We start from the raw sequence: 25,609 nt of genomic DNA on the forward strand, positions 1-25,609 counted from the left end.
GTGCTCAGAGCGCCTTGAGGACGCGCGGTTCGAGCCGGTAGAAGATCCACCGCCCGAAGAACATGAGGAAGACCGAGAAGCCGACGGCGACGCACAGCTGGAAGGTGTTCGGCGCCAGGCCCGGGATGAACGCCGCCCGGTGCATCGAGAAGATGCCGATGAGCGGGTTGATGGAGAACACGTCGTACATCCAGGGGTTGTCCTGCATGGTCTTCGCCTCAGAGACCTTCGTGACCGGGTAGATGATCGCCGAGGCGTAGAACAGCACGCGCATGACCAGCGGCAGGAACCGCTGCACGTCCTTGTAGAGGACGTTCGCGGCGGCGAGGATGAACACCATGCCGGCCAGCAGCATCGCCTCGACCAGGATGGCCGGGATCAGCCAGAGCATGTTGAGCCCGAAGTGGCCGCCGAAGAAGATCGCCACGATGATCAGGATCGGGAAGCCGACCACGTACTCGGCGAAGCGCGCGAAGACCTTCGAGACCGGGAAGACCTCTCTGGGGACCTTCATGACCGTGATGAGGCTCGCCTGGCCGCCGAGGGACTTCGCGCCCTCGCTGACCGCGGAGCTGAACCACTGGTAGGCGAAGATGCCGGAGACGATGAACAGCAGGTAGCCGGCGCCGCCGGGGACGGCCCGGCCGCCGCCGAAGACCAGGTCGAACACGAACCAGTAGATCAGCGTCAGGCCGAGCGGCTCGATGAGCGACCACACGTAGCCCATGACGGTGGACTGGTACTTGACGGCGAGGTCGCGGCGGACCAGGACCGACATGGCGTACCGGTGGCGCAGCAGCGCGGTGAAGCCGGTGGTCAGCGGGAACTTGCGGACCTGCGGCTTGACCTCGGCCTTGCGGGTCTCGGTGCCGGGGCCCTCGTCGCTGCGGGCCGAGTCGAGGAAGGCCGGGAGCTCGGCGGTGTCGTCGAGGTTCCGGCGGATCGGGGAGGCCCCGGCCATCGGCATGTCGCGGCCCGGTTCGATCCGGGTCGCGTACGGCGCCTGCGGGACCTGGCCCTGCGGGTTCGGCGCGCCGACCGGGACGGGCGGGCCCTGCGGGTGCTGGGGCGGGCCGGGCGGCGGGGGCGTCGGCTGGCCGTACTGGCCGGGCTGCCCGTAGGCGTTCGGCGGTCCGGCCGGGTGCGGCGGGGGCCCCTGCGGGGCCTGGCCGCCGGGGCCGTGCGGGGGCGGCGGCGAGCCGTAGGGCGGCTGGGGGGCGCCCGGCGGCCGGCCCTGCGGCGGGTTGCCGTAGGGCTGCTGGTTCGGGCGCGGGGGCGTGCCGTACGCGGCCGGCGGCGGCGCCGAGGGCGCGTTGTAGGCGGGCGGTCCGTAGCCCTGCGGGCCCGCGGGGGGCGGGGTGGGGCCGCCCTGGTTCGGACGGGACTGGTGGCCGGGCGGCGGGGTGGCGCCCGGCGGGGGGCTCGCGAAGGCCGCCGAACCGGAGCTCATCGCCCCCGGGGGGTATCCCGCGGGGGCGGCCGAGGGCCCGTTGCCGTAGCCGCCCTGGGGAGCGGCCGCGTCGGGATTGTCCGAGCCCCCGTCGTTGTTCCCGGGTGGGCCGGAGACGCCGTCGGGGTGCGGGCTAATCGAGCTCATGCATCATCTCCGTCAGGTGTCGCTCCAGCGCCACCGAGTCCAGTTCACGATGTTCGAGAATCGTATAACGGCCTGGCCGGGTCCTCGGAGCGTAGGCCACCGCTGTGGCCAGCTCCGCTGTGGTCAGCCCCAGTTCGGCTGCGGTGCGCGGCAACCCGTGCCGCCGCATGGCCGCCGAAAGCTCGCTGAACAGGGCCTCGTCGCCCCGCAGCCACGTGCACACGAGCGCCCCGACCGCGCCCTGCTCCCCGTGGGAGGCCAGGCCGGGGTGGAGCACGTCGAGCGCGTGCGAGATCTCATGGCACCCGCCCGAGCACGGCCGCGAGGAGCCGGCCATGCCCATCGCGAGCCCGCCCTGGACGAGGGCGTTCGCGAGGGAGGTGAGGAACCCGTCGTCGGCGACGGTGCCGGGGTGGCGCAGCACGGACTCGGCGCCGGTGCGGGCGATCGCCACGGCGAGCCCGTCGAGGGCCTCGCCGTTGACGTCGTGCGAGAGCTGCCAGTCGGCGACGGCGGACAGGTTCGTGAGGGCGTCGCCCACCCCCGAGCGCAGCTGGGCGACGGGGGCGCGGCGGATGAAGTCGAGGTCGGCGAGGACGGCGAGCGGCGGGTGGACCCCGTAGGAGACCGAGACGCCGTCGCGTTCGAGGGAGGCGGTCGGGGAGGCGAGGCCGTCGTGGGCGAGGCTCGTGGCGACCGAGACCATCGGCAGGCCCAGCTCGGTCGCGGCGAACTTGGCGGTGTCGAGGAGCTTGCCGCCGCCGATGCCGACGAGGGCGTCGACCCGGTGGTCGTCGCGCAGGCGCGCGGCGAGGTCGCGGGCGCTGGCGAGGGTGCCGGGCTTGACGGTGTGGACCGTGGCGTCCGGGAGGTGGTCGAGCTCGGCGGCGATGGTCTCGCCGAGGCCCGGCCCGAGGGCGACGGCGACGCGGCCGCCGGAGGAGATCCTCGCGTCGACGAGGAGCTCGGGCAGGCGCGCGAGGGCCCCCGCCGAGACCTCGACCGCGATGGGGGCGAGGACGGTGCGCGCGAACGTGGGCACTAGCGGCCCTTCGCGATGGCCTTGGCCAGGGCCCAGTCGGCGTGGTCGTCGACCTCGGTCCACGCGACCGGCCCGGTGGAGACGGTCCCGACCTGGCCGCCTTCGGCGAGGAGCTGGTAGGCGTCCTCGTAGTAGAGGGTGTGGTCGCGGGTGAAGGTCGCCTCGAGGGCCTTGGTGAGGTCGTCGGCGAGGGCGGCGGGGATGAGGCTGACGCCGATGTACTCGCCCGCGGCGGTCGCGGTCGGCTGCGCCTTGTGGATGAGCTCGACGCCGCCGGGGCCGATGCGGACCTTCATGGCCTCGTCGGTGAGGGTCTTGTGGTCGTCGAGGGCGAGCAGGAGCCGCGGGTCGGTCTCGGCGGCGTCCAGGAGGCGCTCCTCGATGCTGTAGGGGTGGAGCGTGTCGCCGTTGACGAGGATCGCGCCCTCGGCGTAGTGCCCGCGGGCGGTCCACAGCGAGTAGGCGTTGTTCCAGTGGGGCTTGTCGTTGTCGACGATGGTGATCGCGACGCCGTAGCGGGACTCGAGCGAGGGGGCGTGCTCGCGGATCCTGTCGGCGGCGTGGCCGACGGTGACGGCGATGTCGGTGACGCAGACCGCGGCGAGGCCCGCGACGATGGTGTCGAGGATCGTCTCGCTCCCGGTGACCGGCAGGAGCGTCTTGGGCAGCTCGTCGGTGTCGGGGCGCAGGCGCTGCCCCTGTCCGGCGGCGAGGATGACGCCTCTCACGAATGTCTGCCTTTCGCTCGACCCTGGTCGGAAGCCGCACGCGGGGGGCGCGTGCAACCCGCCCAGTTTACAAGCCGCGAAAGGGGGGAGGCCCCGGCCGAGTGTGCGCCTGCACACGTCGGCTGGGGCCTCCAACTGGGAAGGGACGGTCACTGCGAGCAGTCACCGCTGCCTTTACAACGAGTCTCGGGCGAAGCGGTTACGCCCGCCCTCGCGGACTACTTCGCGGCGACCTTGGCGAGGTTCTCCGACAGGGTGTCGAGGAACTCGTCGGTGGACTGCCACTCCTGCTCGCCGCCGACCAGCAGCGCCAGGTCCTTGGTCATCTTGCCGCCCTCGACGGTGTCGATGACGACCTTCTCGAGGTCGTTCGCGAAGGCGGTGACCTCGGGGGTGCCGTCGAGCTTGCCGCGGTGGGCCAGGCCCCGGGTCCAGGCGAAGATCGAGGCGATCGGGTTGGTCGAGGTCTTCTCGCCGCGCTGGTGGGCGCGGTAGTGGCGGGTGACGGTGCCGTGGGCGGCCTCGGCCTCGACGGTCTGCCCGTCGGGGGTCATGAGCACGGAGGTCATGAGGCCGAGCGAGCCGAAGCCCTGCGCGACGGTGTCGGACTGGACGTCGCCGTCGTAGTTCTTGCAGGCCCACACGTAGCCGCCCTCCCACTTCATGGCGGCGGCGACCATGTCGTCGATGAGGCGGTGCTCGTAGGTGAGGCCCTTGGCCTCGAACTCGGCCTTGAACTCGTTGTCGAACACCTCCTGGAAGGCGTCCTTGAACATGCCGTCGTAGGCCTTGAGGATGGTGTTCTTGGTGGACATGTACACCGGGTAGTCGCGCGCGAGGCCGTAGCGGAACGAGGCGCGGGCGAAGTCCTCGATGGACTTCTTGTAGTTGTACATGCTCATGGCCACGCCGCCGCCCTCCGGGTAGCGGGCGACCTCGAACTCCATCGGCTCGGAGCCGTCGTCGGGGGCGAAGGTGACCGTGAGGGTGCCGGGGCGGTCGACCTTGAAGTCGGTGGCCTTGTACTGGTCGCCGTGGGCGTGGCGGCCGATGATGATCGGCTTGGTCCAGCCGGGGACCAGGCGGGGGACGTTGCTCATGATGATGGGCTCGCGGAAGACGACGCCGCCGAGGATGTTGCGGATGGTGCCGTTCGGGGAGCGCCACATCTTCTTGAGGCCGAACTCCTCGACGCGGGCCTCGTCGGGGGTGATGGTCGCGCACTTGACGCCGACGTGGTGCTCGGCGATGGCGTTCGCGGCGTCGACCGTGACCTGGTCGTCGGTGGCGTCGCGGTGCTCGATGCCGAGGTCGAAGTACTTGAGGTCCACGTCCAGGTAGGGGTGGATCAGCTCGTCCTTGATCTTGCTCCAGATGATGCGGGTCATCTCGTCGCCGTCGATCTCGACGACGGGGTTCGCGACCTTGATCTTGGCCATGGTTCCGACCTCTCCTCGCGCGCTCGCCGCGCCCTGTTGACTCCGCCCGCCGTGCGATGCGTGCGGGCGCGGAGCGGAATGCCCCTAACAGTACGAGCGTACTGGCTTCGTTCCGGGGTCCGACGACCGGCCCCGCGAGTCGGTCGTCACACCCGCCGCGGCGGGAGCGGGCCCGACGCGCCGCCGAGGGGCTACCGTCGATCAGCGCCCCCGCGAGGGGACAGGGAATGAGAGCAGGGGAAACGCCCCCTGAAGTTCAACGTAACGATTCCGTCTCAAGGCTGGCGTGCCCGGGGTCACGGCGGGTAGGTTCAATAACTAGAAACAATCTTTCCAATTTGTTTCGGGCCAGGACGGCCCGAAGACGCCGGAGCGTTGTTTCGAGTCCCCACACGTTCCGGCCGCGGCGGCACCGCCCGCCGCGGCTTCGACCAGCGCACGAAGGAGTGCACAAGGTGAGCGCACCTCCCGCACCCCCGCCGCACGCGGCGGACGCCCCGCCCGCCGAGCGGACCGGCCCCGGCCTCGTCCGGCGCGTCTGGGCCTCCTACGCCTTCCGCCGCATCCGCCAGTCGGTCTTCGTCGTCTGGCTGGTCGCGACGATCACCTTCCTGCTCATGCACTTCATGCCCGGCGATCCGATCGAGATCATGGCCGGGCGCCTCAACAGCTCCGGCATGAGCCACGAGCAGGCCGTGGCCACGGCGACGAACATCATCGCGTACGACCCGAACGCGAGCGTGTGGGTCCAGTACCTCGACTTCCTCAAGGGCCTGGTCACCTTCGACCTCGGCAACTCCCTCACCAACCCCTCCAAGACCGTGTTCGAGCACGTCATGGAGTACCTGCCGTGGACGCTGTTCGCCGTCGGCGCCGGCGTCGCCCTCGCGATCGTCATCGGGCTGACGGTGGGCATGGCCATGGCCTACCGGCGCGGCTCGGCCTTCGACCACGCGATGACCTCCGTCGGGTCCTTCCTCACCGGCGTCCCGAACTACATCCTCATCGCCGCGGTCATCGTCGTCGGCTACACGATGCTCGACGTCCTCCCCTTCCTCGACATGCGCGGGCGCATCACCGCGGGCGTCGAACCGGGCTTCAACTTCGTGTTCTTCGGCGACGCCCTGTTCCACGCGCTCCTGCCGATCATCGCGTTCGCGTTCACCGCCACCGGCTCCTTCATGCTCAACATGAAGGCCGCCACCACCGAGGTCCTCACCGAGGACTACGTGACGGTGGCCCAGGCCCGGGGCCTCAAGCCCGGTCGCATCAGCCGCAGCTACGTGGGCCGCAACGCGATGCTGCCGATCATCCCGCAGATCGCCCTCCAGCTCGGCACGCTCGTCGGCGGCTCCATCGTCATCGAGCAGATCCTCCAGTACCCCGGGGCCGGCCAGATGCTCATGCAGGCCATCTCCAACCGCGACTACCCGGTCGTGCAGGCCGCCGTGATCATCCTGGCGACCTCCGTGGTCATCGCCAGCCTCATCGTGGACCTCTTCCTCGTCCGGGTCGACCCCCGCATCAAGACCGAAGGGCAGGAAGCGTGACGACCGCTCTCGACGCCGCGATCGCGAAGCCCCGCAAGCAGTTCGGCGAGACCTTCCTGGGCCGCCTGTGGACCGGGCTGACCCGCTCCCCCGCCGGCTTCGCCGGGACGGTCCTCGTCCTCGCGATCGTGCTGTTCTCCTTCGTCGGCCCCCTCGTCATCGACCAGGACAACCCGACCGACACCACGCAGATCTGGACCTCGCCCTCCGCCGAGCACTGGCTCGGCACCCAGTACGAGGGCAAGGACACCTTCACGATCCTGGTGAACTCCGGCGCCCAGCCCATCTGGGTCGGCACGCTCGCCGCCCTCATGGCCGTGTTCGTCGCCGTCACCCTCGGCTCCATCGCCGGGTACTTCCGCGGCCGCATCGACGCGGTGCTCCTCCAGCTCACCGACGTCACCGTCACCATCCCGCAGTTCCTGCTCATGCTCGCGGTCGTCGCGTTCTTCGAGGACATCCCCCCGTGGGGCATCTCGATCGTCGTCGGCGCCACCATGTGGGCCTTCCTGTTCCGCTCCATCCGGGCGCAGGTCATGTCCCTCAAGGAGCGCGAGTTCGTCGAGGCCGCGCGGCTCCAGAACCTCGGCCCCGCCCGCATCGTCTTCCGCGAGATCCTGCCGAACATGGCCGGGTTCATCTTCGTGAACTTCGTGATCTCGGTGAACCAGGCGATCTACGCGATCGTCGGCCTCTACGTGCTCGGCCTCATGCCCTCCGGCACGCCGAACTGGGGCCTGATGATCCACCAGTCCTGGGGCCAGAACTTCTACCTCAACCCGGTCGCCCTGCCCTTCGTCGTCGCGCCCCTGATCATGATCGTGCTCTTCACGATCGGGCTCGTGACGATGGGCCGCGGCCTCGACCAGGCCCTCAACCCGCGCCTCCGGGAAAGGTGAGACCATGAGCGACCCGATTCTCAGCGTCCGCGACCTCGCGATCGCGTACCGCACCGGCCGCAAGGAGTCCGTGACCGCCGTCAGCGGCGTCGACCTCGACCTCTACGAGGGCCAGTCCCTCGCCCTCGTCGGCGAGTCCGGCTGCGGGAAGACCACCCTCGGGCTCGGGCTGCTGCGGCTCCTGCCCGGCCTCGGCGAGATCACCTCCGGCTCCCTGACCTACCGGCTCAAGGACGGCGGCCGCGCCGACCTCCTCAAGATGAAGAAGGAGCAGCTGCGCCGCTTCCGCTGGAACGAGGCCGCCATGGTCTTCCAGGGCGCGATGAACGCCTTCAACCCGGTCATCCGCATCGGCGACCACTTCGCCGACACCCTCCGCGACCACTCGGACGGCAGGCGCTGGACGAAGGCCGCCGTCGAGGCCCGCGCCGGGGAGCTCCTGGAGACCGTGCGCCTCGACCCCGACCGGGTCCTCCAGTCCTACCCGCACGAGCTCTCCGGCGGCATGAAGCAGCGCGCCCTCATCGCGCTCGCCATCGCCCTGGACCCGCAGGTCCTCGTCCTCGACGAGCCGACCACCGCGCTCGACCTGCTCACGCAGCGCTCGATCGTGCAGCAGCTCCACGAGCTGCGCAAGAAGTTCGGGTTCACGATGGTGTTCATCACCCACGACCTCGGGCTCGCCGCCGAGCTCGCCGACCGCGTCGCCACCATGTACGCGGGCCGCGTCATCGAGACCGGCTCGGCGCGCGACATCTTCCACGGGCCCAAGCACCCCTACACCGCCGGGCTCATCAACGCGGTCATGCCCGTCAAGGGCGAGCGCCCGGCCCTGGAGTCCATCCCCGGCTACCCGCCCAGCCTCAAGGCCATGCCCGAGGGCTGCGCGTTCAACCCCCGCTGCGCGTTCGCCTCCGACGAGTGCCGCCGGAGCCGCGTGGAGCTCGAGCTCCTCACCGAGCGCCCGCTCGCCATGGACCACGCCGTCGCCTGCCGGCACCACGACCAGGTCCGCTTCCAGCGCAAGCAGAAGGAGAACGCCAATGTCTGATCGCACCGCGGCGGCCGCGCCCCTGCTGAAGCTCCGCGGCCTGGAGCAGGTCTTCGACACCAAGAAGGGCCCCGTCGCCGCCGTCGGCGGCGTCGACCTGGAGGTCAGGGCCGGGAAGGTGCTGTGCCTGGTCGGCGAGTCCGGCTGCGGCAAGACCACCACGGCCCGCGCGGCCGCGGGCATCACCCGGCCGACCGCCGGGGCCGTCGAGTTCCGCGGGAAGCCCCTCGCCGACATGACCGCGGGCGAGCGGACCGCCTACCGGCGCGCCGTCCAGTACATCCACCAGGACCCGTACGCGGCCCTCAACCCCACGCGCACCGTCGCCTCGACGCTCACCGCGGGCCTCAAGCGCCACGGCCTGGTGAAGAACCGCGCCGAGGCCCGCGCGAAGGCCGCCGAGCTCCTCCGACTCGTCGACCTCACCCCGCCCGAGTCCTACCTCGACTCCTACCCGCACCAGCTCTCGGGCGGCCAGCGCCAGCGCGTCAACGTCGCGCGCTCGCTCGCCATGGACCCCGAGCTGCTCATCTGCGACGAGTCGACCTCCATGCTCGACGTCTCCATCCGCGTCAGCCTGCTCAACACCCTCGGGCGCCTGCGCGACGACCTCGACGTGGGGTTCCTGTTCATCACGCACGACCTCGCCGTCGCGAAGTACTTCGCGTGGGACGGCGAGATCGCGGTGATGTACCTCGGGAAGGTCGTCGAGCACGGTCCCACGCCCGAGGTCATCGGCAACCCGCAGCACCCGTACACGAAGGCCCTCATCGGCGCCGTGTGCGAACCGGACCCCGACCTCGCGCGGGCCAACCAGGCCGCCGAGCAGCTCCGCTCGGCCGAGATCCCCTCCCTCACCGACCTCCCCGCGGGGTGCGCCTTCCACCCCCGGTGCCCCGCGTACGAGCCGGGCCTGTGCGACGCGGCCGAACCGGCCCTCGAGCGCACGGGCGCCGGCGGCCGCCGCGTCGCCTGCCACGTCGTGGCGCGCGGCCGGCGGACCGACGACCGGACGCTCACCCTCGACGCCGTCCCCGGCTCGCGGCGCCCCGCCCCCACCGGGGCGGCCGACGATCCAAACCAGACCACGGGAGCGGCATGGTCGGCCTGATCGCCCGCGCGGGGCTCGCGTTCGGGGTCCTGCTGACCCTGGCCGCCGGGCTCCTCCTGCTCCTCCTGGAACACGGCACCCCGGAGTCCGCCGTCAGCGCGCTGACCGTCGGCATCGGAGTGTTCCTCATCCTCATCACTTCTCTCGCCCTCTACATCGAAAGGAAACGGCGATGACCTCTCAGCGATTCGAGCTCAGCCGACGCAACCTCATGCAGGCGGTCGGCCTCGGCGCCGGCGCCGTTGCGACCACCTCCGTCCTCGGCGCCTGCCAGGCCGACAGCGGCGGCGACGGCGACGGCGCGAGCGGCAAGTTCGTGTACGTGTACCCGTTCGACACCTCCGTGGAGCACTACAACGCGGCGCTGAACACCGGCGTGCTGCTGACCGCCGCCCCCGTGGCGGAGCTGTTCATCCCCCGCTGCGCGATCCTGAACTGGGAGACCCTGGAGTGGGTCCCGCAGCTGGCCGAGTCCGTCGCGCTCGACGGCACCACCCTGACGATCAAGCTGCGCTCGGGCGTCAAGTGGACCGACGGCGCCGACGTCACCGCCAAGGACGTCGCCGGGACGATCTACCTGCAGAAGCTGAACGCCGCGCAGGGCACCATCGGCTGGGACCAGCTCGTGTCGGCCACCGCCGACGACGACACCACCGTCACCGTGACCTACTCGGAGGTGTTCACCGGCGTCGAGCACGGCGCGCTCAAGGCCCAGGTGCTCCCCTACGCCCGCTACGGCGCGTGGATGGACGAGGCCCAGGGCCTGGTCGAGGCCGGCGAGGTCCAGGGCGGGACGGGCCAGGTGGCCCTGGCCGAGAAGATCGCGGCCGAGGACTTCCTCGACGAGGACTTCATCTCCTGCGGCGCCTACAAGTTCGACCAGATCGGCGAGACCGTCATCACGATGTCGGTCCACGAGGACGGGCTGTTCGCCGACCAGGTGAAGTTCTCCACGGTCGAGGTCCAGAAGGGCGACAACGCGGCGTCCGTGCAGTTCCTGCTGTCGTCCGAGGTGGACTACTCGACGCAGGTGCTCGGCGCGACCGACCGCTCGACGATCGCGGGCGTCGACGGCCTGAAGGAGCTGTCGACCCCCGGCTACGACGGCATCGGCCTGATGCTCAACGAGGGCCGGTTCCCCGAGTTCGCCGACGCGGACGTGCGCAAGGCGCTCATGTACGTCTTCGACACCGAGGTCATCGGCGAGATCGCCAAGGGCGCGGGCGGCTACTACATCCCGGCGACCTACACGGGCCTGCCGGACCCGCACGCCGAGGGCCTGTTCGACGACGTCGAGCTGGAGTATTACACGGTCGACCACGCCAAGGCGCAGAGCCTGCTCGAGGGCGCGGGCTGGACGAAGGAGTCCGACGGCTGGCACAAGCCGGACGGCGAGCTGGCCGAGTACACCATCATCGGCGTCGAGGGCTGGACCGACTTCTCGCTCTCGGGCGAGCAGGCGGCGGGGCAGCTGACCGAGTTCGGCCTGAACGTGTCCTACGAGAACGTCCCCGCCGACAACCCGTGGGGCATCTGGGGCGCCGGCGACTTCGACATCGCGGTGCGCCAGTGGGCCAACCCGTTCGTGCCCTACGTGTACGGCTCGTGGCAGATGACCTGGTTCACCGACAACTCGCAGACCGCGGACGCCCCCGGCATGGGGGTGCCGACCGCCGAGGTCGAGACGGCCTCGCTGGGCACGGTCAACGTCGACGACCTGTACCTGGCGTCCCAGAAGGGCACGGAGGAGGAGCAGGCCGAGGCCAACAAGACCCTCGGCATCGTCTTCAACGAGACCCTGCCGCGCCTGCCGCTGTTCCTGAACCAGCGCGTCAGCTACGCCATCGAGGGCGAGCGCGTGAAGTCGGTCGACCCGGGCGAGTACGAGCTCAACGACATCTACTTCGACAACCCCGTCATGATCCGCATCCTCGAGGGCGGCATCGAGCCCGCGTAAGGATGCCCGGCCCGCTCCCCGAGACCGCTGCTCGACCTCGGGGGGCGCCGAACTCGGCGGCGGGGGTGGTCCCCAGCCCCGTCCCGTAGCCGCGCATGACCGAGGCGGGTCGACGCGCGGCGAACGAGAGAAGCAGGGCCCCGGCCGGTGAACCCGGCCGGGGCCCTGCTGTGTGCGTGCGGGAGGGCGGCTCCGGCGCCCGCGGGCCCCGCCTGCGGGTGGACCCGGCCCCGTGCGTCCGAGCCCGCCGCGGCGGGCGCGGGAGACGAACCGAGGGGCCCGGCCGCGCAGCGGCCGGGCCCCTCGGTTCGTTCCGGCTAGTTTCCGCTCTCGCAATCCGGGTCGAGGACCGGGTTGCACTCATCGTCCGAGGTGGTCTCGTCGTCACCGCCTCCGCCGCCGTCGTCCGCGGCGGGCACGATGGTGATCGTCGATCCGGGCTCGACCGCGGTACCGCTGGTGAGCTGGCCGTCCGGGCCCGAGACGCTCTCGATGGTCGTCGCCTCGGGGTCGCCGTCGATCTGGGCGTTCAGGCCGAGCCCGCTGAGCGCGGCCTGGAGCTCGGCCGGGGTGCTCGACGCGTCCCACTGGACCAGGACGCCCTGGGCGGTGATGGTCACCGTGCGCCCCTCCTCCTCGGTCGAACCCGCACCGGGGTCCTGCGCGTAGACCACGCCGGGAGTGCCGCCGTCGTTGCCCCAGACGACCTCGGCCTCGAACCCGGCGCCGTTGAGCGTCTCGATCGCGGAGTCGACGGTCCTCTCGGTCACGTCCGGCACCTGGCTCTGGCCGCCGGCCGAGACGGTCAGCGTCACCACGGTCTGGACGTCGACCTCCTCGCCGGCCTCCGGATCCTGATTGAGGACCGTGCCCGGTTCCTCGGTGCTGGCGACCTCGTTCTTCTCGACCTTGAGGTTGGCCTCCTCCAGGGTCGCCTCGGCATCCTCATAGGTCTCGTCCACGACCTCGGGGACGGTCACCTTGTCGGGCGCCTGCACGACGGTGAGGGTCACGAGGGTGTCCTGGTCGACCTCCTCGTCGGGGCCCGGGTCCTGGGCGCTCACCTTGCCGATGGCGGTGTCGTTCGGGTCGTCGGTCTGCTCGTACTCCACCTCGACTCGGAGGTCCTTGGCCTTGACCAGCTCGACGGCCGTCGCCTCCTCCTCGCCTATCACCCCCGGCACGGTCACCATCGCAGCCTCGTTCATCATCCGCGATATCCCCCAGGCCGCCGCAGTCACCGCGACCAGCGCGAGGACCACGCCGAGGGCGATGAGCCACGGGCGCCGCTTGCTCGAGGAGGTGGCGATGGGCCGGATCGGGGCGGTCGAGTCGGCGTCGATGATCTGGGTGCGGGCCTCGGCGCTCATGACCGCGGGGGCCATGACGGCCTGGCCGCGGGCGGCGCGGATGAGGTCCTCGCGCATCTCGCCCGCCGAGTGGTACCGGTTCTCGGGGTTCTTCGCGAGGGCCTTCATGATCACGGCGTCGACGGACGCCGGGATGGCCGGGTTGAGCTCCGAGGGCGGACGGGCCTCCTCGCGGACGTGCTGGTAGGCCACGGAGACGGGGTTGTCGCCGGTGAACGGCGGGTGCCCCACCAGGAGCTCGTAGAGGACGCAGCCGACGGCGTAGACGTCGGAGCGGGCGTCGACGGTCTCGCCCCTCGCCTGCTCGGGCGAGAGGTACTGCGCGGTGCCGATGACCGCGCTGGTCTGGGTCATGGTGGCCTGGCCGCTGGCCAGGGCCCGGGCGATGCCGAAGTCCATGACCTTGACCTGGTTGGTGTCCGAGAGCATCACGTTGCCGGGCTTGACGTCCCGGTGGATGATGTGGTGCTTGTGGCTGAAGTCCAGGGCCGCGCACATGTCGGCGACGACCTCGCAGGCGACGGCCGGGTCGAAGCGGCCCTCGGCGATCAGGACCTCCTTGAGGGTCCGGCCGTTGACGAACTCCATCACCATGTAGGGGATGCCGCCCTCTTCGCCGGTGTCGAAGACCGCGACGATGTTGGGGTGGTTCAGGGAGGCGGAGTTCTGGGCCTCGCGCCGGAAGCGGATGAGGAACGACTCGTCGCGAGACAGGTCAGCCCGCAGCAGCTTCACCGCCACGTCGCGGCCGAGTCGCAGGTCGCGGCCACGGTGGACTTCAGCCATCCCCCCGTAGCCGATGACCTCGCCGATCTCGTATCTGCCGCCCAGCAGGCGGGGCTCTGTCGTCATCGCGTTTTACGTCCTCGTGTTCCGTTCATCGCGGATTGATTCTAATCGCTGCGGGTGGCCCGAAAGCCCGCTATCAGTCACAGTCGTCCCTCAGGCAGGTGCCGAGGCCGGGCCCGTCGCCGGTGTTCTGTCCGGGGTCGTCCGAGGGGGTCTCCTCGGCGGTCGGGGAGGCGTCCTCGTCGACGCCCTCCTCGGTGGCGGTCTGGTCGGCGTCCCCGGTCTCGCCCTCCAGGGGCTTGCCGCCGTCGTTCAGCTGGAGCAGCACCAACACGATAGCGCCCGCGACGACCAGGGCCGCCACGCCCACGAGGACGCCCATCAGGGTCTTGTTCCGTCCCGGTTGGGACGCCGGGGGCGGCCCCGCGGTTCCCAGGTCGATGCCCGGGGGCGGCGGGGAGCCCGGCGGCGGGAACTGCGGGGAGGCCTGCGGCGGCTCGGCGACGCCCGCGGGGGGCCCGCCCATGCTGACCACGCCGGCCCGCTGCGGGAGCTGGCCCACGGGGGGCATGACCGAGGTCGAGGGGGGCGCGCCGGCACCGCTCGAATCGACGGCGGTGCGCGCGAACGCGGCCATCTCGCCGCCGGTGGCGAACCGCTGGTGCGGGTTCTTGGTCATGGCCCGCTCGACGAAGGCCCGCACGCCCGGCGGGATGTCCTGCGGCAGCGGCGGGGCGGGGGTGCGCACGTGGTGGAGCGCCAGCTCGATGGGGTTCTCGGCCTGGAAGGGCCGGTGCCCGGTGAGGCCGTGGAAGGCCACGACGCCGAGCGAGTACATGTCGGAGGAGGGCAGGACGCCGGTGCCCTCGGCCTGCTCGGGGGCGATGTAGGAGGCGGTGCCCATGACCGCGCCGGTCTGGGTGAGGTCCCCCGAGGCGCCGGAGCGGGCGATGCCGAAGTCGGTGAGGACGGCCTGGCCGTCCCGGTCGCGGACGAGGATGTTGCCGGGTTTGATGTCGCGGTGGATGATCCCGCGGTCGTGGGCGTGCTGGAGGGCCTCGGCGGTGGCCGCGATGACGGGCATGAGCTCGCGGGCGTCGATGCGGCCGCGCTCGGCGATGAGGTCGGCGAGGGACTTCCCCTCGATGAACTCCATCACGAGGTAGGCGGTGGTCTCGCCGCTGGGCAGCTCGGCGTTGCCGAAGTCGTGGACGTTGACGATGTGCGGGTGGGTGAGGGCCGCCACGGTCTTCGCCTCGGCGGCGAAGCGCTTCCCGAAATCGGGCTCGCTCAGCAGGGAGGGCAGCATGGCCTTGAGGGCCACGGTCCGCTCGAGCACGGTGTCCTCGGCCCGCCAGACCTCGCCCATGCCGCCCACGGCAATGCGTTCGCGCAGGCGATAGCGTTGCCCGAGGAGCATTTCGGGGCTCAACACGGCGTCTCCTCATTTCTTCGGGAGTGATCGGCTCCGGGGGGATCGACGCTTCAGTCTACTGGCAGGGCGCCCGGTGACCGTCCTGCGAACACAGGGGCCGGAGCCGTCGCACCGTCTCAAAGGATCCACGTTCGGACGGCCGATCGGGTTGCCCTGTCAGCGGATCTTGAGGAAACCGTGTCGTTTCCGTGTTGTTCCGTCCACCTGGAAGCGTTCTCTCGCACGGAACGTAAGGCGGCGCACACGGTTGTGAGGGCCGTCATGCGCGAGAGCGCGCCGGCGCGGCCTCAGGCCTCCCGGCCCGCGGCCCCGCCCCTCACTCGGACCCGCCTTCGAGCACCTGCTCCATGAGGTCGCCGGAGATCTCGGCGGCCTTGGAGGAGGCGCCGTCGCCGTAGGAGTCGAGGAACACGCAGACCGCGACGGCGGGCTCGCCGTCGTCGTCCATGGCCCAGCCGTGGAACCAGCCGTGGTCGGGTTCGGTGTTGTTGTTGGAGTCGGAGTGCTCGGCGGTGCCGGTCTTGCCGCCGACGGTGTAGCCGTCGACCGCGGCCGCCGAGCCGGTGCCGCCGTCGACGACGGCCTCCATGATGATCTGGAGCTCCTGGGCGGTGTCGATGTCGATGACGCGGCCCTCGGAGTCCTCGCCGCCCTTGTCGACGGTGTCGCCCTCGGAGTCGGTCAGGTGGTCGATGAGCTGCGGGTTCATCCGCTCGCCCTCGTTGGCGACGGTCGCGGCGATGAGGGCGTTCTGGAGCACGGTCTCGCGCACCTCCTGCTGGCCGATGCAGGCCTGGGCGCGGAAGGCCTCGGCGGAGATGTCGCCGGTCTTGGAGGCCACGGTCGGCAGCGGGGTCTCGAACTCCTCGCCGAAGCCGAAGGCGTTCGCCGTCTCGGTGATCTGCTCGGCGCTCAGCTCCTCGACGCACAGCTTCGCGAACGTGGTGTTGCACGAGCGCGCGAAGGCCTCTTCAAGCGTCAGCTCCTCCTCGGGGCACTGGTTGTTCGAGTTGGTGATCTCGTGGTCGGTGTCGGGGGCGGTGTAGCCGTTCCCTGCCGGGACCATCGAGTCGGCGCTGCCGCCGTTCTCGATGAACGCGGCGGCCACGACGGTCTTGAAGGTCGAGCCGGGCGGGAAGAAGTCCGAGCGGGTGCGGTCCAGGCCCGGGTTGTCCTCGTCGTTGTCGAGGGCCTCCTTGGCGGCGGTGGCGGTGTCGCCGTTGTTGGAGGAGATGTCGGTCGGGTTCCAGCCCGGGTAGGAGGCCTCGGCGAGGATGCGGCCGGTGCGCGGGTCGAGGACGACCGCGCCGCCCTGCACTCCGGTGGCCTCGAGCGCGTCGTAGGCGGCCCGCTGGAGGTCGGCGTCGAGGGTGGTGACGACGTTGCCGCCGGGCTTGCGCTCCTTGGCGACCGTGGCCCAGAAGTCGTCGAAGGCCAGCAGGGAGCTGGTGCCGTTGAGCAGGTCGTTCTCGGCGAACTCCATGTTGCTGGAGCCGTAGTTGATCGACTTGAAGCCCGTGATGTTGCCGAAGTAGTCGCCCTCGGGGTATTCGCGCATGTAGTCGTAGGAGCCGCCGTCGGTGGGGACGGACTGGGCGATCACCACGTCGCCGGCGAGGATCTCCCCGCGCGGGACCTCGTACTCGGACATGAGGGTGCGGGCGGTGACGAGGCCCTGGTAGTCGTCGTGGTGGAAGAAGCTCACCCAGGTGGCCTGGGCGATGAGGGCGCCCAGCAGGATCAGCGCGATGACGCCCATGCGGCGCAGGGCCGGGTTCATTCGCCGCCCTCCTTGTTCTGGTCGTGGCGGTCCGGGGGCGGGGGGCGGTGGTCGAAGGCCGACGAGGGGGGCGGGGGCGGGGACTGGGGGGCCGGGCGCGTCGCGCTGCCGGTCGGGCCGCCGCCGGGGGCGCCGTAGGCCGAGCCCGGCGGGGGCGGCGGGGTCTGCGGCGGGTACGGGGGGCCGCTCTGGGGGCGGTGGGGCGAGGGCCCGGTGGGGCCGCCGCCGGGCGGCGGGCTGTAAGGACCGCCGGGAGGCGGTGAACCGGGCGGCGGGCGGTGGGGGCCTCCGGTGGGCGGGGAGCCGGGAGGAGGGCTGTAGGGGCCTCCGGTGGGCGGCGAGCCGGGGGGCCCGGACACCGGCGAGGGGCTGACCACGGTCTCCTCGACCGTCCCGGAGCCGGGCTGGAGGTGGCCGGGGATGATGAGCTCGGTCGGCTGGTCGCCGCCCGGGATCGGCCCCGAGTCCATGACGCCCGCGGCGTCGGCCTTCGCGGCCTCCTCGGCGGCGCGCTTGGCGGCCTGCTCGGCGAGGAACTCCGGCGGGGCCTCGGTCTTCTGGAGGCCGAACGAGGCCTGCCAGGGCTTGCGGGCGTCGTCGGAGATGCGCACGAACAGGCCGATGAGCAGCCAGGAGGCGACCAGCGAGGAGCCGCCCGCGGCGAGGAACGTCGTGGTCTGGCCGGTCATGGGGATGAGCCCGGTGACGCCGCCGAACACCACGAACAGCTGGAAGGCGACCAGGAACGCCAGGCCGCCGGCCATGAGCGTGCCGAACAGGTCGCGCGACATGAGGCCGGTCTTGAAGCCGCGCTGCACCAGGATCGCGTACAGCAGCAGGATCGCGACGAGGCCGATGAGGCCGATCTCCTCGCCGAGGGCGGCGAGGATGAAGTCCGATTCGGACGCGGGGATGAGGTTCGGGTTGCCGGCGCCGGGCCCGTTGCCGAGCAGGCCGCCGGTGTTGAGCGCGACCAGGCCCTGCACGAGCTGCCAGGAGGAGGTCCCGGTGCCGTACACGTAGTCGGGGTTCCACGGGTCGAGCCAGATCTCGACGCGGACCCGCAGGTGCGAGAAGAACGGGTAGAGCGCGATGCAGCCGCCGATGAACATCGTGAGGCCGATGACGATCCAGGAGGCGCGTCGCGTCGCCATGTACAGCATGGACAGGAAGATGCTGAACAGCAGCAGCGAGGTGCCGAGGTCGCGCTCCATGATGAGGATGACGAGGCTGGCGGCCCAGACGATGACGATCGGGCCGAGGTCCTTCATGCGCGGGAGCTGGAGCCCGAGGATCTTCTTGCCCGCCACCGAGAGCATGTCGCGCTTGCGCACCAGGTAGACGGCGAAGAAGACCAGCAGCATGAGCTTGGCGAACTCGCTGGGCTGCACCGAGAAGGAGCCGAAGCGGATCCAGTTCTTGGAGCCGCCCGAGGAGGAGATCGAGGCGGGCAGGAAGCCCGGGATCGCCGCCAGGAAGATGCCCGCGAACAGCAGGATGTACGCGTAGCCGCGCAGCATCCGGTGGTTGCGCACGAGGGCCAGCAGCACGGTCAGCAGGACCACGGCCGCCATGTAGTACATGAGCTGGCGTCCGCCCTGCCCGGCGAAGATCCCCGCGTCGGGCGGGAGCGGCTCGTCGGTGAGGGCGGTGCGGTCGATGCGCCGGAGGTAGACGATGCCGATGCCGGTGAGGAACGCCGCGATCGGCACGAACAGCGGGTCGGCGTAGGGGGCGAGGAACTTCACCGCGCCCCACGCGCACATCGAGACGGTGAAGATCAGCAGCGGCAGCATGAACGTGACCGAGGTGGTGGTCCCCGTCAGCGCCAGGTCGATGGTGAGCTGGAGGCAGAACACTCCGATCCCGCCCATGACCAGCATGATCAGTTCGCGGAAGACCCGCTTGGGCATGCCCGAGAGGGGCGTGAGCGCCGGTTCTGACGGTCCCGCCGGCCGGGCGGTCGCCGACATGGGCTGGGCCATCGGTTCCCCTCGCGTCTTCGTTCAGCGTCGTTCAAGGCTCGAGTGAGCCTACATCGAACACGCTCAGTCGTCGCGACAGTCCTTTGCGGCCGCCGGCACCGACTCGGCGCCGTCCGCGGCGGTGACGCACAGCGGGTCGAGGTTCTCGTTGCCGGCGGCCGGGTCGGTCAGGGCGGCCAGGTCGTCCTCGGCGTCCTCCCGCCCGTCGGCGGTCCTCCCGGCCTCCAGTTCGGCCTCGACCGAGTCGACGGCGTCCTCGGCGGGACGGCCGGAGTCGACCTCGATCCAGGCGGCCCGGTAGCCGGCCACTTCAAAAGGGAGGCCTCGGAAGAGGCTGATGTTGCCCTCGTCGGAGACGCCCACGAAGTACTGGGTGCGGGCCCACCACATGCCGCCCCCCGCGGCGAGGGCCAGCACGATCAGGCAGGCCAGGACGGTGCGCCACACGCGGCCCTTCCTGCGGGCCTTCGGCTGGCGCAGCTCCTCGGTCTCGGACTCGCCGTCCTCCTCCGCGGCCTCCTCCTCGTCCCTGACCGCGCGCAGCACGGCCGTGTCGGACTCGGCCAGGCGCGCGTCGGCGGCGGCCCCGCCGATGATCTGGCGCTGCTCCCCCGGCTCCTCGGCGACCACGTCGGCGATGAGCACCGTCACGTTGTCGGGCGCCCCGGCGTCGAGCGCCTGCTGCACGAGCGACTCGGCGGCCTCCTGCGGACTGGCGGCGGTCTGGAGCGTGCGGGCGATGTCGGCGTCCGCGACCGGCCCGGAGAGCCCGTCGGAGCACAGCAGCAGCCGGTCGCCGACGACGCCCTTGATGGTCTGGAACGCCGGCTCGACCTCGGAGGCGCCCAGGGCGCGCAGCAGCAGCGAGCGCTGCGGGTGCCGCTCGGCCTCCTCGGCGGTGATCCGGCCCTCGTCGACGAGCATCTGCACGTAGGTGTCGTCGACGGTGATCTGCTCGAAGCCGCCCTCGCGCATCCGGTAGGCGCGGGAGTCGCCGATGTGGACCAGGTTGAACCACTCGCCGTCGAACCACAGGGCGGTGAGCGTGGTGCCCATGCCCTCCTTCTGCGGGTCGTCGGCGACGCAGCGGCGGATGGCCCGGTTCGCGTCGGCGACCGCGTCGGCCAGCTCGTCCACGACCGAGTCCGGCGGCGGGGGCACGTCCAGTCTGGCGACGGTGTTGATCACGATGGCCGAGGCGAGGTCCCCGGCGGCCATGCCGCCCATGCCGTCGGCCACCGCTATGAAGTGGGACCCGGCGAAGACCGAGTCCTGGTTTCCTTGCCTCACCACACCGCGGTCGGAGATGGCCGCGTATCGCAGGTGCAAACTCATGTATCAACCGCCGTAGCGCGGGGCACACCCGCTATTCGTAGCCGACATCGCCGTCTTCACGTTCCACGGGCCGCTAGGGTCGCAGCTCGAACGAGGAACGCCCGATCCGGATGGGCACCCCGAGCGGGACCGGCGTGGGTCTGGTGACTCTAGCGCGCCCCAGGTAGGTGCCGTTCGTGGAGCCCACGTCCTCGACCATCCACTGGCCGTCCACGGGCACCACGCGGGCGTGCCGGTTCGAGGCGAAGTCGTCGCGGATGACGATCGTCGAGTCGGGGGCGCGGCCGATCGTGATGGGCTGGCCGGAGAGCACGAACCGGCGGCCGGACAGCTCGCCGGTGGTCACGACCAGCCACTGCGCCGTCTGGGGGGCCTGCTGGCGGCCGCGGCCGCCGGAGGCGGGCGGGGCCGAGACGGGGCCGGCGGGCCCGGCGGTCGCGGGGCGGCGCTGGGCGAGCAGGTCGCGGGTGATGGTCCGGGCGGCGGCGAACACGAACAGCCACACCAGCACGAGGAACCCGAACCGGGCGACGGTCTGGACTATCTCAGGCATTCGGGGCTCCCAGCGGATGAACGGTCGGTCCCAGACACGGTAACCCACGTCGGCGCGGGCGGGGCGGCGAGCCGCCGGACCGAGCGGGTCGTCCGACCGCTGCGGGCATGGGGCCGTGGGCTTCTCGAGTGCGGGCCGACCGGCAACGGGCGCAAGGGTTCCGATGGGCAAAAAGGTACCCCGGCCCGAGGGGCCGGGGTGCGCCGGAGGACCGGGATCAGCCCGCCTGGAGCGTGAGGGAGGTGGTGCCTATTTGGATCACGTCGCCCGGCTGCATCGAGACCGTGGCGATCCGCTGGCCGTTGACCAGGGTGCCGTTGGTGGAGCCGAGGTCGGTCACCGAGACCTGGCGGCCGTCGAAGTCGACGCGCACGTGGCGGCGCGAGATGCCGACGTCGGGGAGGCGGATCTGGGCCTGCTCGCCGCGGCCGATGATCGTCGCGCCGTGGGCGACCGTGAACTGGCGCCCGTCGGCGGTCACCAGGACCGGGCCGGTGGGGGCCTGCTGCTGGGCGGGGCCGTAGCCGCCGCCGGAGACCGGCTGGTCGACGCCCTCGTTCAGGGCCGCGACCTCGGCGGTGACGCGGAACATGCCCGTGTCCAGGCCCTCGCCGCGCTCGATCTCGACGATGACGTCGCCGTAGACGGTCCAGCCGTTCTCGCCGATGAACTCGGCCTGGGACTGGGCCAGCTCCTGCGCCAGCGCCGCCGCGTACGGGGCGAGCCGGTCGTGGTCGGGCGGGGAGAGGTCGATGACGTATCGGTTCGGCACCAGCACGCGGCCGCCCGCGAGGACCGCCTTGTGGGTCTCGGCCTCGCGCTGCATGGCGCTCGCGATCTCGACCGGGTGCACAACGCCCTTGAACATCTTGTTGAAGGTGCCTTCGAACAGGCCCTCCAGTTGTTTTTCCAAGCGTTGCAGAACGCTCACCGGTTCTCCTCCTCGTCTGACGCCAAGCGTGCGGTGACGCACCTGATCGGCGACGTCGACCTCCGATGGTATCGGCTGGCTTCACGCGGCGGCGAGCGGTTGAGACGCAACCCTTCCCCGAGTCCGGTTCATATCGTCTGATCGGGTGAGGTCCGTGTCGGCTGGTGGTACCGAATACCGGGGTTCCCAGGCAGGGGCGGGTGGCGGCCCCGGGCGAAGGCGCGTATGGTGACGCGGGTGACAGATCGCGACTTCAGCTCATTCGTCCGGGACGTGCGCAAACGCGCCCACGTCTCGTTCCGCGAGCTCTCCGACTCCGCCGGGGTCTCGAACCCCTACCTCCAGGGCGAGCGCGGTGTGCGCCGCCCCAGCGGCGCGGTGCTGCGGCAGCTGGCACTGGCGCTGCGGATGACCACCCCGATCATGTACCTGCGCGCGGGGATGACGCCCGAGAACGGATCGGGGATGCCGCTGGCCATCGCCACCGACCGCGACCTCACCCCGAAGCAGAAGCAGACCCTCACCGAGATGTACGACGCGTTCGTCCACCAGAACGAGCGCACCGCCCCGAAGTAGGGCCGCGAATCGACCGGGCGCCGGTGGGGCGCCCGGTCCTGTCGTGTCCGGGCCCGGTGCGGGGGCTATGACTCCATGAAGGCGCGCAGCGCCTCGAGCACCGCGTCGTTCTCCTCCGGCAGTCCGATCGTGACGCGGACGCCGTCGCCCGCGAAGGGCCGCACCAGGACGCCCCGCTCCTCGCAGTGCACGGCGAAGTCGACGGCCTTGTCCCCCAAGGGAAGCCAGAAGAAGTTCGCCTGCGTGTCCGGCACGTCCGGTACCAGTTCCCTTGCCGCCGTGACGGTCCGCTTGCGCTCGGAGACGACGAGCGCGACTCGGCGGCGCATCTCCCCCTCGGCGGCGAGCGCGGCCAGCGCCGCCGACTGCGCGGCGGCGTTGACGGCGAAGGGGATCACGCACTTGCGCACCGCGTCGGCGACCTCGGGCGCGGCGACCATGTAGCCGACGCGCAGGCCCGCGAGGCCCCAGGCCTTCGAGAAGGTCCGGAAGACCACGGCGTTGGGCCGGTCCCCGTAGCGCTCGACCGCGTCCGGGCAGGCCGGGTCGGTCACGAACTCGCGGTAGGCCTCGTCGACCACGACCAGGACGTGCTCGGGGACCGCCGCGAAGAGCCGGTCGAGCTCGTCGGCGGTGACCACCGGTCCGGTCGGGTTGTTGGGGCTGCACACCAGGACGGCCCGCGTGTCGGGGCCGACGGCCGCGATGATCGCGTCGACGTCGTGGCGGTGGTCGGCGGTGTTCGGGACCTGGACGCTGCGGAGCCCGGCGACGGTGGCCGCGATCGGGTAGGCCTCGAAGGACCGCCACGAGTAGACGACCTCGCCGCCGGGGACGGCGACGGCCTGGAGCAGGTGGCCGATGAGGGCGACCGAGCCGGTGCCGGTGGCGATGCGGTCGGCGTCCACGCCGAGCCGCTCGGCCAGGGTCTCGCGCAGGCGCACCACCCCGAGGTCGGGGTAGCGGTGGACCTCGGCGGCGGCCGCGGCGATCGCCTCGGGGACGCCGGGGAGGGGGCCGTAGGGCACCTCGTTGCTGGAGAGCTTCACCGCGTCCGGGACGGCCTTGCCGGGGACGTAGCGGGGGATGGCCCCGAGGTCGGCCCGCAGCGGGGTCGCGCGGGGGGCGTCGTCGGCTCTCGACGGATCGGTCATGCGGAGGGCTCCTTTTCTCCCTGCGTCTCAGTGGATCGCACTTCGACGACGGCAGTGCCGGGCGACTTGTCGTGCAGGCACTGGCGGAACGGTTGGTCTCTCACGCACCATATCCCGTCCAGGAACCACAGGATCGCGCCGAAGGGGAAGCAGATGAGCGGCAGCGCCGCGTAGGACCAGCGCAGCAGGAGGCGGCCCCAGCCGAGCCCGACGGGCGCGAGCGAGACGACCTTGATCCCCATGAGCCGCTTGCCGAGCGTCTGCCCGGAGTTGAGGGTCGCGGGGACCTCGTAGGCGAACCACAGGCCGAGGGCGATGAGGAGCACGACCCACCACTGGTCGGAGGCCCGGGCGGGCATCTGCACGTCGGCCGGGTCGTCGGCGGCGGCCGCTTCGAGCACGTAGGGCCAGACGGTCTGCATGAACTGGTAGATGAAGTAGCCGTTGACGACGGCGTTGAGCACCAGCAGGCAGACGAGGTCGACCAGGCGGGCGACGAAGCGCTGGCCGGGGTGGGCCAGGAGGCGGCCGCCGAGGATGCGGTCGACGTCGTGGCGGGTGATCCAGCCGATGGTGACGCCGAGGGAGCGGATCGGCACGGTGTCGGGCGGCTGGACGGTGCCGGGGGTGCGCTGGATGATCTTCGGCGGCGGGCCGTCCCCGAAGCGCGGGTCCGCCGGCAGCGTCTGGACGGGCGCGTCCGGTGTGGACTGCGGGAGCGGCTCCGGTTCGGGGTCGACCGGCTCGGGCTCGGCGGGCGGCTCTTCGCCTGCGGGGACGGGCTTGCCGATCCAGCCGGCACCGTCCCAGTAGCGTTGCGTGGCGGGGTCGGCGGGGTCGGCGTACCAGCCGGGTTCGATCGTGGTCATCGAGGCCCATTCTTGCAGCCCCCGCCGAGCTTTCCCAGTCAGTTCGGACACAGGATGCTGAGAGTGGGGCGCCGGGGCCCGGAGACAGCGGCACGGCCCAGTCGATTACTGCCCCGACTGGGCCGCTCGCTACTTGCTCCACATCCAACCGAGTTACCAAGCGTGAAGTCTCTGTTAGCGGTGTCCTGCTCCTAGGTGCTGGACCCGCTGTGCCTCCCGACGGCTCAGGTCGCACGTGGGTACTCGGCGGCTGTGCGCGATTCCTTCAGGTCTGCGGGGACCGTGTCCCCGGGAAGTCCTTCCGGCTCCGTAACTCATTTCTACTCGGGTACTGACGGGTAGTAAACCCCTAACCCGAAAAAATCCGAGCGTAATTCTCGAACGCCCGGCCGACGGGGCCCGGTTCCCTTGATTCGGCACGGGTCGGACGGGGTATGGGCTACGTTGCGGGGCAGCGCAGCCGCGCGCCCACGACCAGCAGAGGAGGCCGCCATGACCACCTATCCGCCCGATCCCGAGCGGCGGAGGCCGGATGAGCCGGGTTCCGAGGAGGCCCGGCCTGAGGAGGCATGGCCCGAGGAGGCCGAGCCGGGCGGGGCCGGGCCGGCCCGGCCCGCCTGGGACAAGGTGGGGCCGCAGCCGCCGCACGAGCCGGCGTGGGAGCAGGGGCCGAGCAAGTCGCAGCCCCCGAGCGAGCCCGCCCGGGAGGGGGACGCCGCCGGGCGGCCCCTGCCCGACGAGCCCCCCTGGGACGAGCCGGACGCGGCCGAACCGGCCCTCGGCCCGACCGAGCCGCAGCGGGGGCTGGAGGAGCCGGACCCGAACGACCCGGACCCGGTCGAGCCGAACCAGTCGCCGTCGAGCGATCCGGACCGGCCCGACGAGTCCGAACCCGAGCCGTTCAGCGGGAACCCGGCGCCGCCCGAGCGGGGCCCGGACCCCGAGCGCAACCCCGGCGGCGTGCCGCCCGAGGACCCGGTCCCCGGGGCCTCGCACGGCGCGGCGCCCGAGGGCTCGCCGCCGCCCGCCGTACCGCCGCCGCCCGCGCCGCAGCCCCCGTCGCCGAGCGGCGCGGGGTACAGCCCGTACGCGGGCGGGGCGGTCCCGCCCCCGGCGCCCCCGCCGCCGGACTACGGCGGCGGCGGAGGCGGCGACGGGCCGCTGCACGGGCGGCCGAGCAACGGCATGGGCACGGCGGCGCTCGTCTGCGGCGTCATCGCCCTCGTCCTGTCCTTCATCCCGGGGGTCAACTGGTTCAGCTGGCCGCTCGGGATCCTCGCGATCGTGTTCGGCGCGATCGGGTGGAGCCGCGCGAACAAGGGGCAGGCGACCAACAAGGGCATCGCCATCGCCGGCCTCGTGCTCGGCATCCTGTCGTTCTTCACGTTCTGCCTGATCTACGCGATCATCGGGGCGGGCAGCGGCTCGATGTACTACGACGCGGCGCCGATGCCCTGA

General features: G+C 71.3%; 21 protein-coding genes. 8 read left to right on the top strand and 13 right to left on the bottom strand.

The features are described 5' to 3' along the window. Nucleotides 1-4: 4 nt before the first annotated feature. The 4 genes from LO763_RS12055 to LO763_RS12070 form a co-directional block, all read right to left on the bottom strand. On the bottom strand, nucleotides 5-1,597 hold the full coding sequence (locus tag LO763_RS12055) for an ABC transporter permease (RefSeq protein WP_230602367.1): 1,593 nt from the start codon (nucleotides 1,595-1,597) through the stop codon (nucleotides 5-7). After that, the gene (locus tag LO763_RS12060) at nucleotides 1,584-2,639 is read right to left on the bottom strand and encodes an iron-containing alcohol dehydrogenase family protein (protein ID WP_230602369.1); all 1,056 of its coding nucleotides are present in this window, start codon (nucleotides 2,637-2,639) and stop codon (nucleotides 1,584-1,586) included. The genes LO763_RS12055 and LO763_RS12060 overlap by 14 nt, the downstream gene beginning before the upstream one ends. After that, nucleotides 2,639-3,367: a phosphocholine cytidylyltransferase family protein gene (locus LO763_RS12065; protein WP_230602371.1), complete on the bottom strand. Its 729-nt coding sequence runs from the start codon at nucleotides 3,365-3,367 to the stop codon at nucleotides 2,639-2,641. Before LO763_RS12065 ends, LO763_RS12060 begins: the two co-directional genes overlap by 1 nt. A gap of 218 nt (nucleotides 3,368-3,585) precedes the next feature. After that, nucleotides 3,586-4,806, bottom strand: a complete 1,221-nt coding sequence (locus LO763_RS12070; RefSeq protein ID WP_230602373.1) for an NADP-dependent isocitrate dehydrogenase — start codon at nucleotides 4,804-4,806, stop codon at nucleotides 3,586-3,588. Between the two features lie 455 nt (nucleotides 4,807-5,261). Between LO763_RS12070 and LO763_RS12075 the strand changes: the two genes are divergently transcribed. From LO763_RS12075 to LO763_RS12100, 6 genes are read left to right on the top strand one after another with little or no spacing between them, the layout of a single operon-like run. Continuing rightward, nucleotides 5,262-6,356: an ABC transporter permease gene (locus LO763_RS12075; protein ID WP_230602375.1), complete on the top strand. Its 1,095-nt coding sequence runs from the start codon at nucleotides 5,262-5,264 to the stop codon at nucleotides 6,354-6,356. A gap of 20 nt (nucleotides 6,357-6,376) precedes the next feature. Continuing rightward, a complete protein-coding gene (locus tag LO763_RS12080) occupies nucleotides 6,377-7,255 on the top strand; it encodes an ABC transporter permease (protein ID WP_369431976.1) in 879 nt (292 codons plus the stop codon). Between the two features lie 4 nt (nucleotides 7,256-7,259). Beyond that, complete coding sequence (locus LO763_RS12085) at nucleotides 7,260-8,306, top strand: ABC transporter ATP-binding protein (RefSeq protein WP_230602379.1); 1,047 nt, start codon at nucleotides 7,260-7,262, stop codon at nucleotides 8,304-8,306. Further along, nucleotides 8,299-9,417 (top strand): ABC transporter ATP-binding protein, encoded by a 1,119-nt coding sequence (locus LO763_RS12090; protein WP_230602381.1) that lies wholly within the window; start codon nucleotides 8,299-8,301, stop codon nucleotides 9,415-9,417. Before LO763_RS12085 ends, LO763_RS12090 begins: the two co-directional genes overlap by 8 nt. After that, nucleotides 9,405-9,593 carry a hypothetical protein gene (locus LO763_RS12095; protein ID WP_230602383.1) on the top strand — a complete coding sequence of 63 codons (189 nt, stop codon included), beginning with the start codon at nucleotides 9,405-9,407 and terminating at the stop codon, nucleotides 9,591-9,593. Before LO763_RS12090 ends, LO763_RS12095 begins: the two co-directional genes overlap by 13 nt. Further along, a complete protein-coding gene (locus LO763_RS12100; RefSeq protein WP_230602385.1) occupies nucleotides 9,590-11,374 on the top strand; it encodes an ABC transporter substrate-binding protein in 1,785 nt (594 codons plus the stop codon). The genes LO763_RS12095 and LO763_RS12100 overlap by 4 nt, the downstream gene beginning before the upstream one ends. Before the next feature lie 317 nt (nucleotides 11,375-11,691). Here the strand turns inward: LO763_RS12100 and pknB are convergent, their stop codons facing one another. The 7 genes from pknB to LO763_RS12135 form a co-directional block, all read right to left on the bottom strand. Continuing rightward, complete coding sequence (gene pknB / locus LO763_RS12105; protein WP_230602387.1) at nucleotides 11,692-13,596, bottom strand: Stk1 family PASTA domain-containing Ser/Thr kinase; 1,905 nt, start codon at nucleotides 13,594-13,596, stop codon at nucleotides 11,692-11,694. 73 nt (nucleotides 13,597-13,669) lie between these two features. Next, complete coding sequence (locus LO763_RS12110; RefSeq protein WP_230602389.1) at nucleotides 13,670-14,968, bottom strand: serine/threonine-protein kinase; 1,299 nt, start codon at nucleotides 14,966-14,968, stop codon at nucleotides 13,670-13,672. A gap of 316 nt (nucleotides 14,969-15,284) precedes the next feature. After that, nucleotides 15,285-16,748 (bottom strand): penicillin-binding transpeptidase domain-containing protein, encoded by a 1,464-nt coding sequence (locus tag LO763_RS12115; RefSeq protein ID WP_230602391.1) that lies wholly within the window; start codon nucleotides 16,746-16,748, stop codon nucleotides 15,285-15,287. Further along, a complete protein-coding gene (locus LO763_RS29390; RefSeq protein WP_304608816.1) occupies nucleotides 16,745-18,733 on the bottom strand; it encodes an FtsW/RodA/SpoVE family cell cycle protein in 1,989 nt (662 codons plus the stop codon). Before LO763_RS29390 ends, LO763_RS12115 begins: the two co-directional genes overlap by 4 nt. 63 nt (nucleotides 18,734-18,796) lie before the next feature. Further along, nucleotides 18,797-20,068, bottom strand: coding sequence for a PP2C family protein-serine/threonine phosphatase (locus LO763_RS12125; RefSeq protein ID WP_230602393.1), 1,272 nt, complete (start codon nucleotides 20,066-20,068; stop codon nucleotides 18,797-18,799). 73 nt (nucleotides 20,069-20,141) lie between these two features. Further along, complete coding sequence (locus LO763_RS12130) at nucleotides 20,142-20,621, bottom strand: FHA domain-containing protein FhaB/FipA (protein ID WP_230602395.1); 480 nt, start codon at nucleotides 20,619-20,621, stop codon at nucleotides 20,142-20,144. Nucleotides 20,622-20,838: 217 nt separating this feature from the next. Continuing rightward, nucleotides 20,839-21,552, bottom strand: a complete 714-nt coding sequence (locus LO763_RS12135) for an FHA domain-containing protein (RefSeq protein WP_230602397.1) — start codon at nucleotides 21,550-21,552, stop codon at nucleotides 20,839-20,841. 237 nt (nucleotides 21,553-21,789) lie between these two features. On the opposite strand from LO763_RS12135, the gene LO763_RS12140 reads away from it, so the two are divergent. Beyond that, complete coding sequence (locus LO763_RS12140) at nucleotides 21,790-22,128, top strand: helix-turn-helix domain-containing protein (RefSeq protein ID WP_230602399.1); 339 nt, start codon at nucleotides 21,790-21,792, stop codon at nucleotides 22,126-22,128. 65 nt (nucleotides 22,129-22,193) lie between these two features. On the opposite strand, the gene hisC is transcribed toward LO763_RS12140, so the two are convergent. Together hisC and LO763_RS12150 are read right to left on the bottom strand one after the other, a co-directional pair. Next, complete coding sequence (gene hisC, locus LO763_RS12145; RefSeq protein WP_230602401.1) at nucleotides 22,194-23,282, bottom strand: histidinol-phosphate transaminase; 1,089 nt, start codon at nucleotides 23,280-23,282, stop codon at nucleotides 22,194-22,196. Further along, nucleotides 23,279-24,151, bottom strand: coding sequence for an RDD family protein (locus LO763_RS12150; RefSeq protein ID WP_230602403.1), 873 nt, complete (start codon nucleotides 24,149-24,151; stop codon nucleotides 23,279-23,281). Before LO763_RS12150 ends, hisC begins: the two co-directional genes overlap by 4 nt. Nucleotides 24,152-24,643: 492 nt before the next feature. On the opposite strand from LO763_RS12150, the gene LO763_RS12155 reads away from it, so the two are divergent. After that, on the top strand, nucleotides 24,644-25,609 hold the full coding sequence (locus LO763_RS12155) for a DUF4190 domain-containing protein (RefSeq protein WP_230602405.1): 966 nt from the start codon (nucleotides 24,644-24,646) through the stop codon (nucleotides 25,607-25,609).

The sequence above is a fragment of the Glycomyces amatae genome, from assembly GCF_020991375.1.
Classification (GTDB): domain Bacteria; phylum Actinomycetota; class Actinomycetes; order Mycobacteriales; family Micromonosporaceae; genus Glycomyces; species Glycomyces amatae.

Coding starts and splice junctions, on each gene's coding strand:
- LO763_RS12055 (WP_230602367.1), bottom strand. CDS start 1,597: ATGAGCTCGATTAGCCCGCACCCCGACGGCGTCTCCGGCCCACCCGGG.
- LO763_RS12070 (WP_230602373.1), bottom strand. CDS start 4,806: ATGGCCAAGATCAAGGTCGCGAACCCCGTCGTCGAGATCGACGGCGAC.
- LO763_RS12085 (WP_230602379.1), top strand. CDS start 7,260: ATGAGCGACCCGATTCTCAGCGTCCGCGACCTCGCGATCGCGTACCGC.
- LO763_RS12090 (WP_230602381.1), top strand. CDS start 8,299: ATGTCTGATCGCACCGCGGCGGCCGCGCCCCTGCTGAAGCTCCGCGGC.
- LO763_RS12095 (WP_230602383.1), top strand. CDS start 9,405: ATGGTCGGCCTGATCGCCCGCGCGGGGCTCGCGTTCGGGGTCCTGCTG.
- LO763_RS12100 (WP_230602385.1), top strand. CDS start 9,590: ATGACCTCTCAGCGATTCGAGCTCAGCCGACGCAACCTCATGCAGGCG.
- pknB (WP_230602387.1), bottom strand. CDS start 13,596: ATGACGACAGAGCCCCGCCTGCTGGGCGGCAGATACGAGATCGGCGAG.
- LO763_RS12115 (WP_230602391.1), bottom strand. CDS start 16,748: ATGAACCCGGCCCTGCGCCGCATGGGCGTCATCGCGCTGATCCTGCTG.
- LO763_RS29390 (WP_304608816.1), bottom strand. CDS start 18,733: ATGGCCCAGCCCATGTCGGCGACCGCCCGGCCGGCGGGACCGTCAGAA.
- LO763_RS12125 (WP_230602393.1), bottom strand. CDS start 20,068: ATGAGTTTGCACCTGCGATACGCGGCCATCTCCGACCGCGGTGTGGTG.
- LO763_RS12130 (WP_230602395.1), bottom strand. CDS start 20,621: ATGCCTGAGATAGTCCAGACCGTCGCCCGGTTCGGGTTCCTCGTGCTG.
- hisC (WP_230602401.1), bottom strand. CDS start 23,282: ATGACCGATCCGTCGAGAGCCGACGACGCCCCCCGCGCGACCCCGCTG.
- LO763_RS12150 (WP_230602403.1), bottom strand. CDS start 24,151: ATGACCACGATCGAACCCGGCTGGTACGCCGACCCCGCCGACCCCGCC.
- LO763_RS12155 (WP_230602405.1), top strand. CDS start 24,644: ATGACCACCTATCCGCCCGATCCCGAGCGGCGGAGGCCGGATGAGCCG.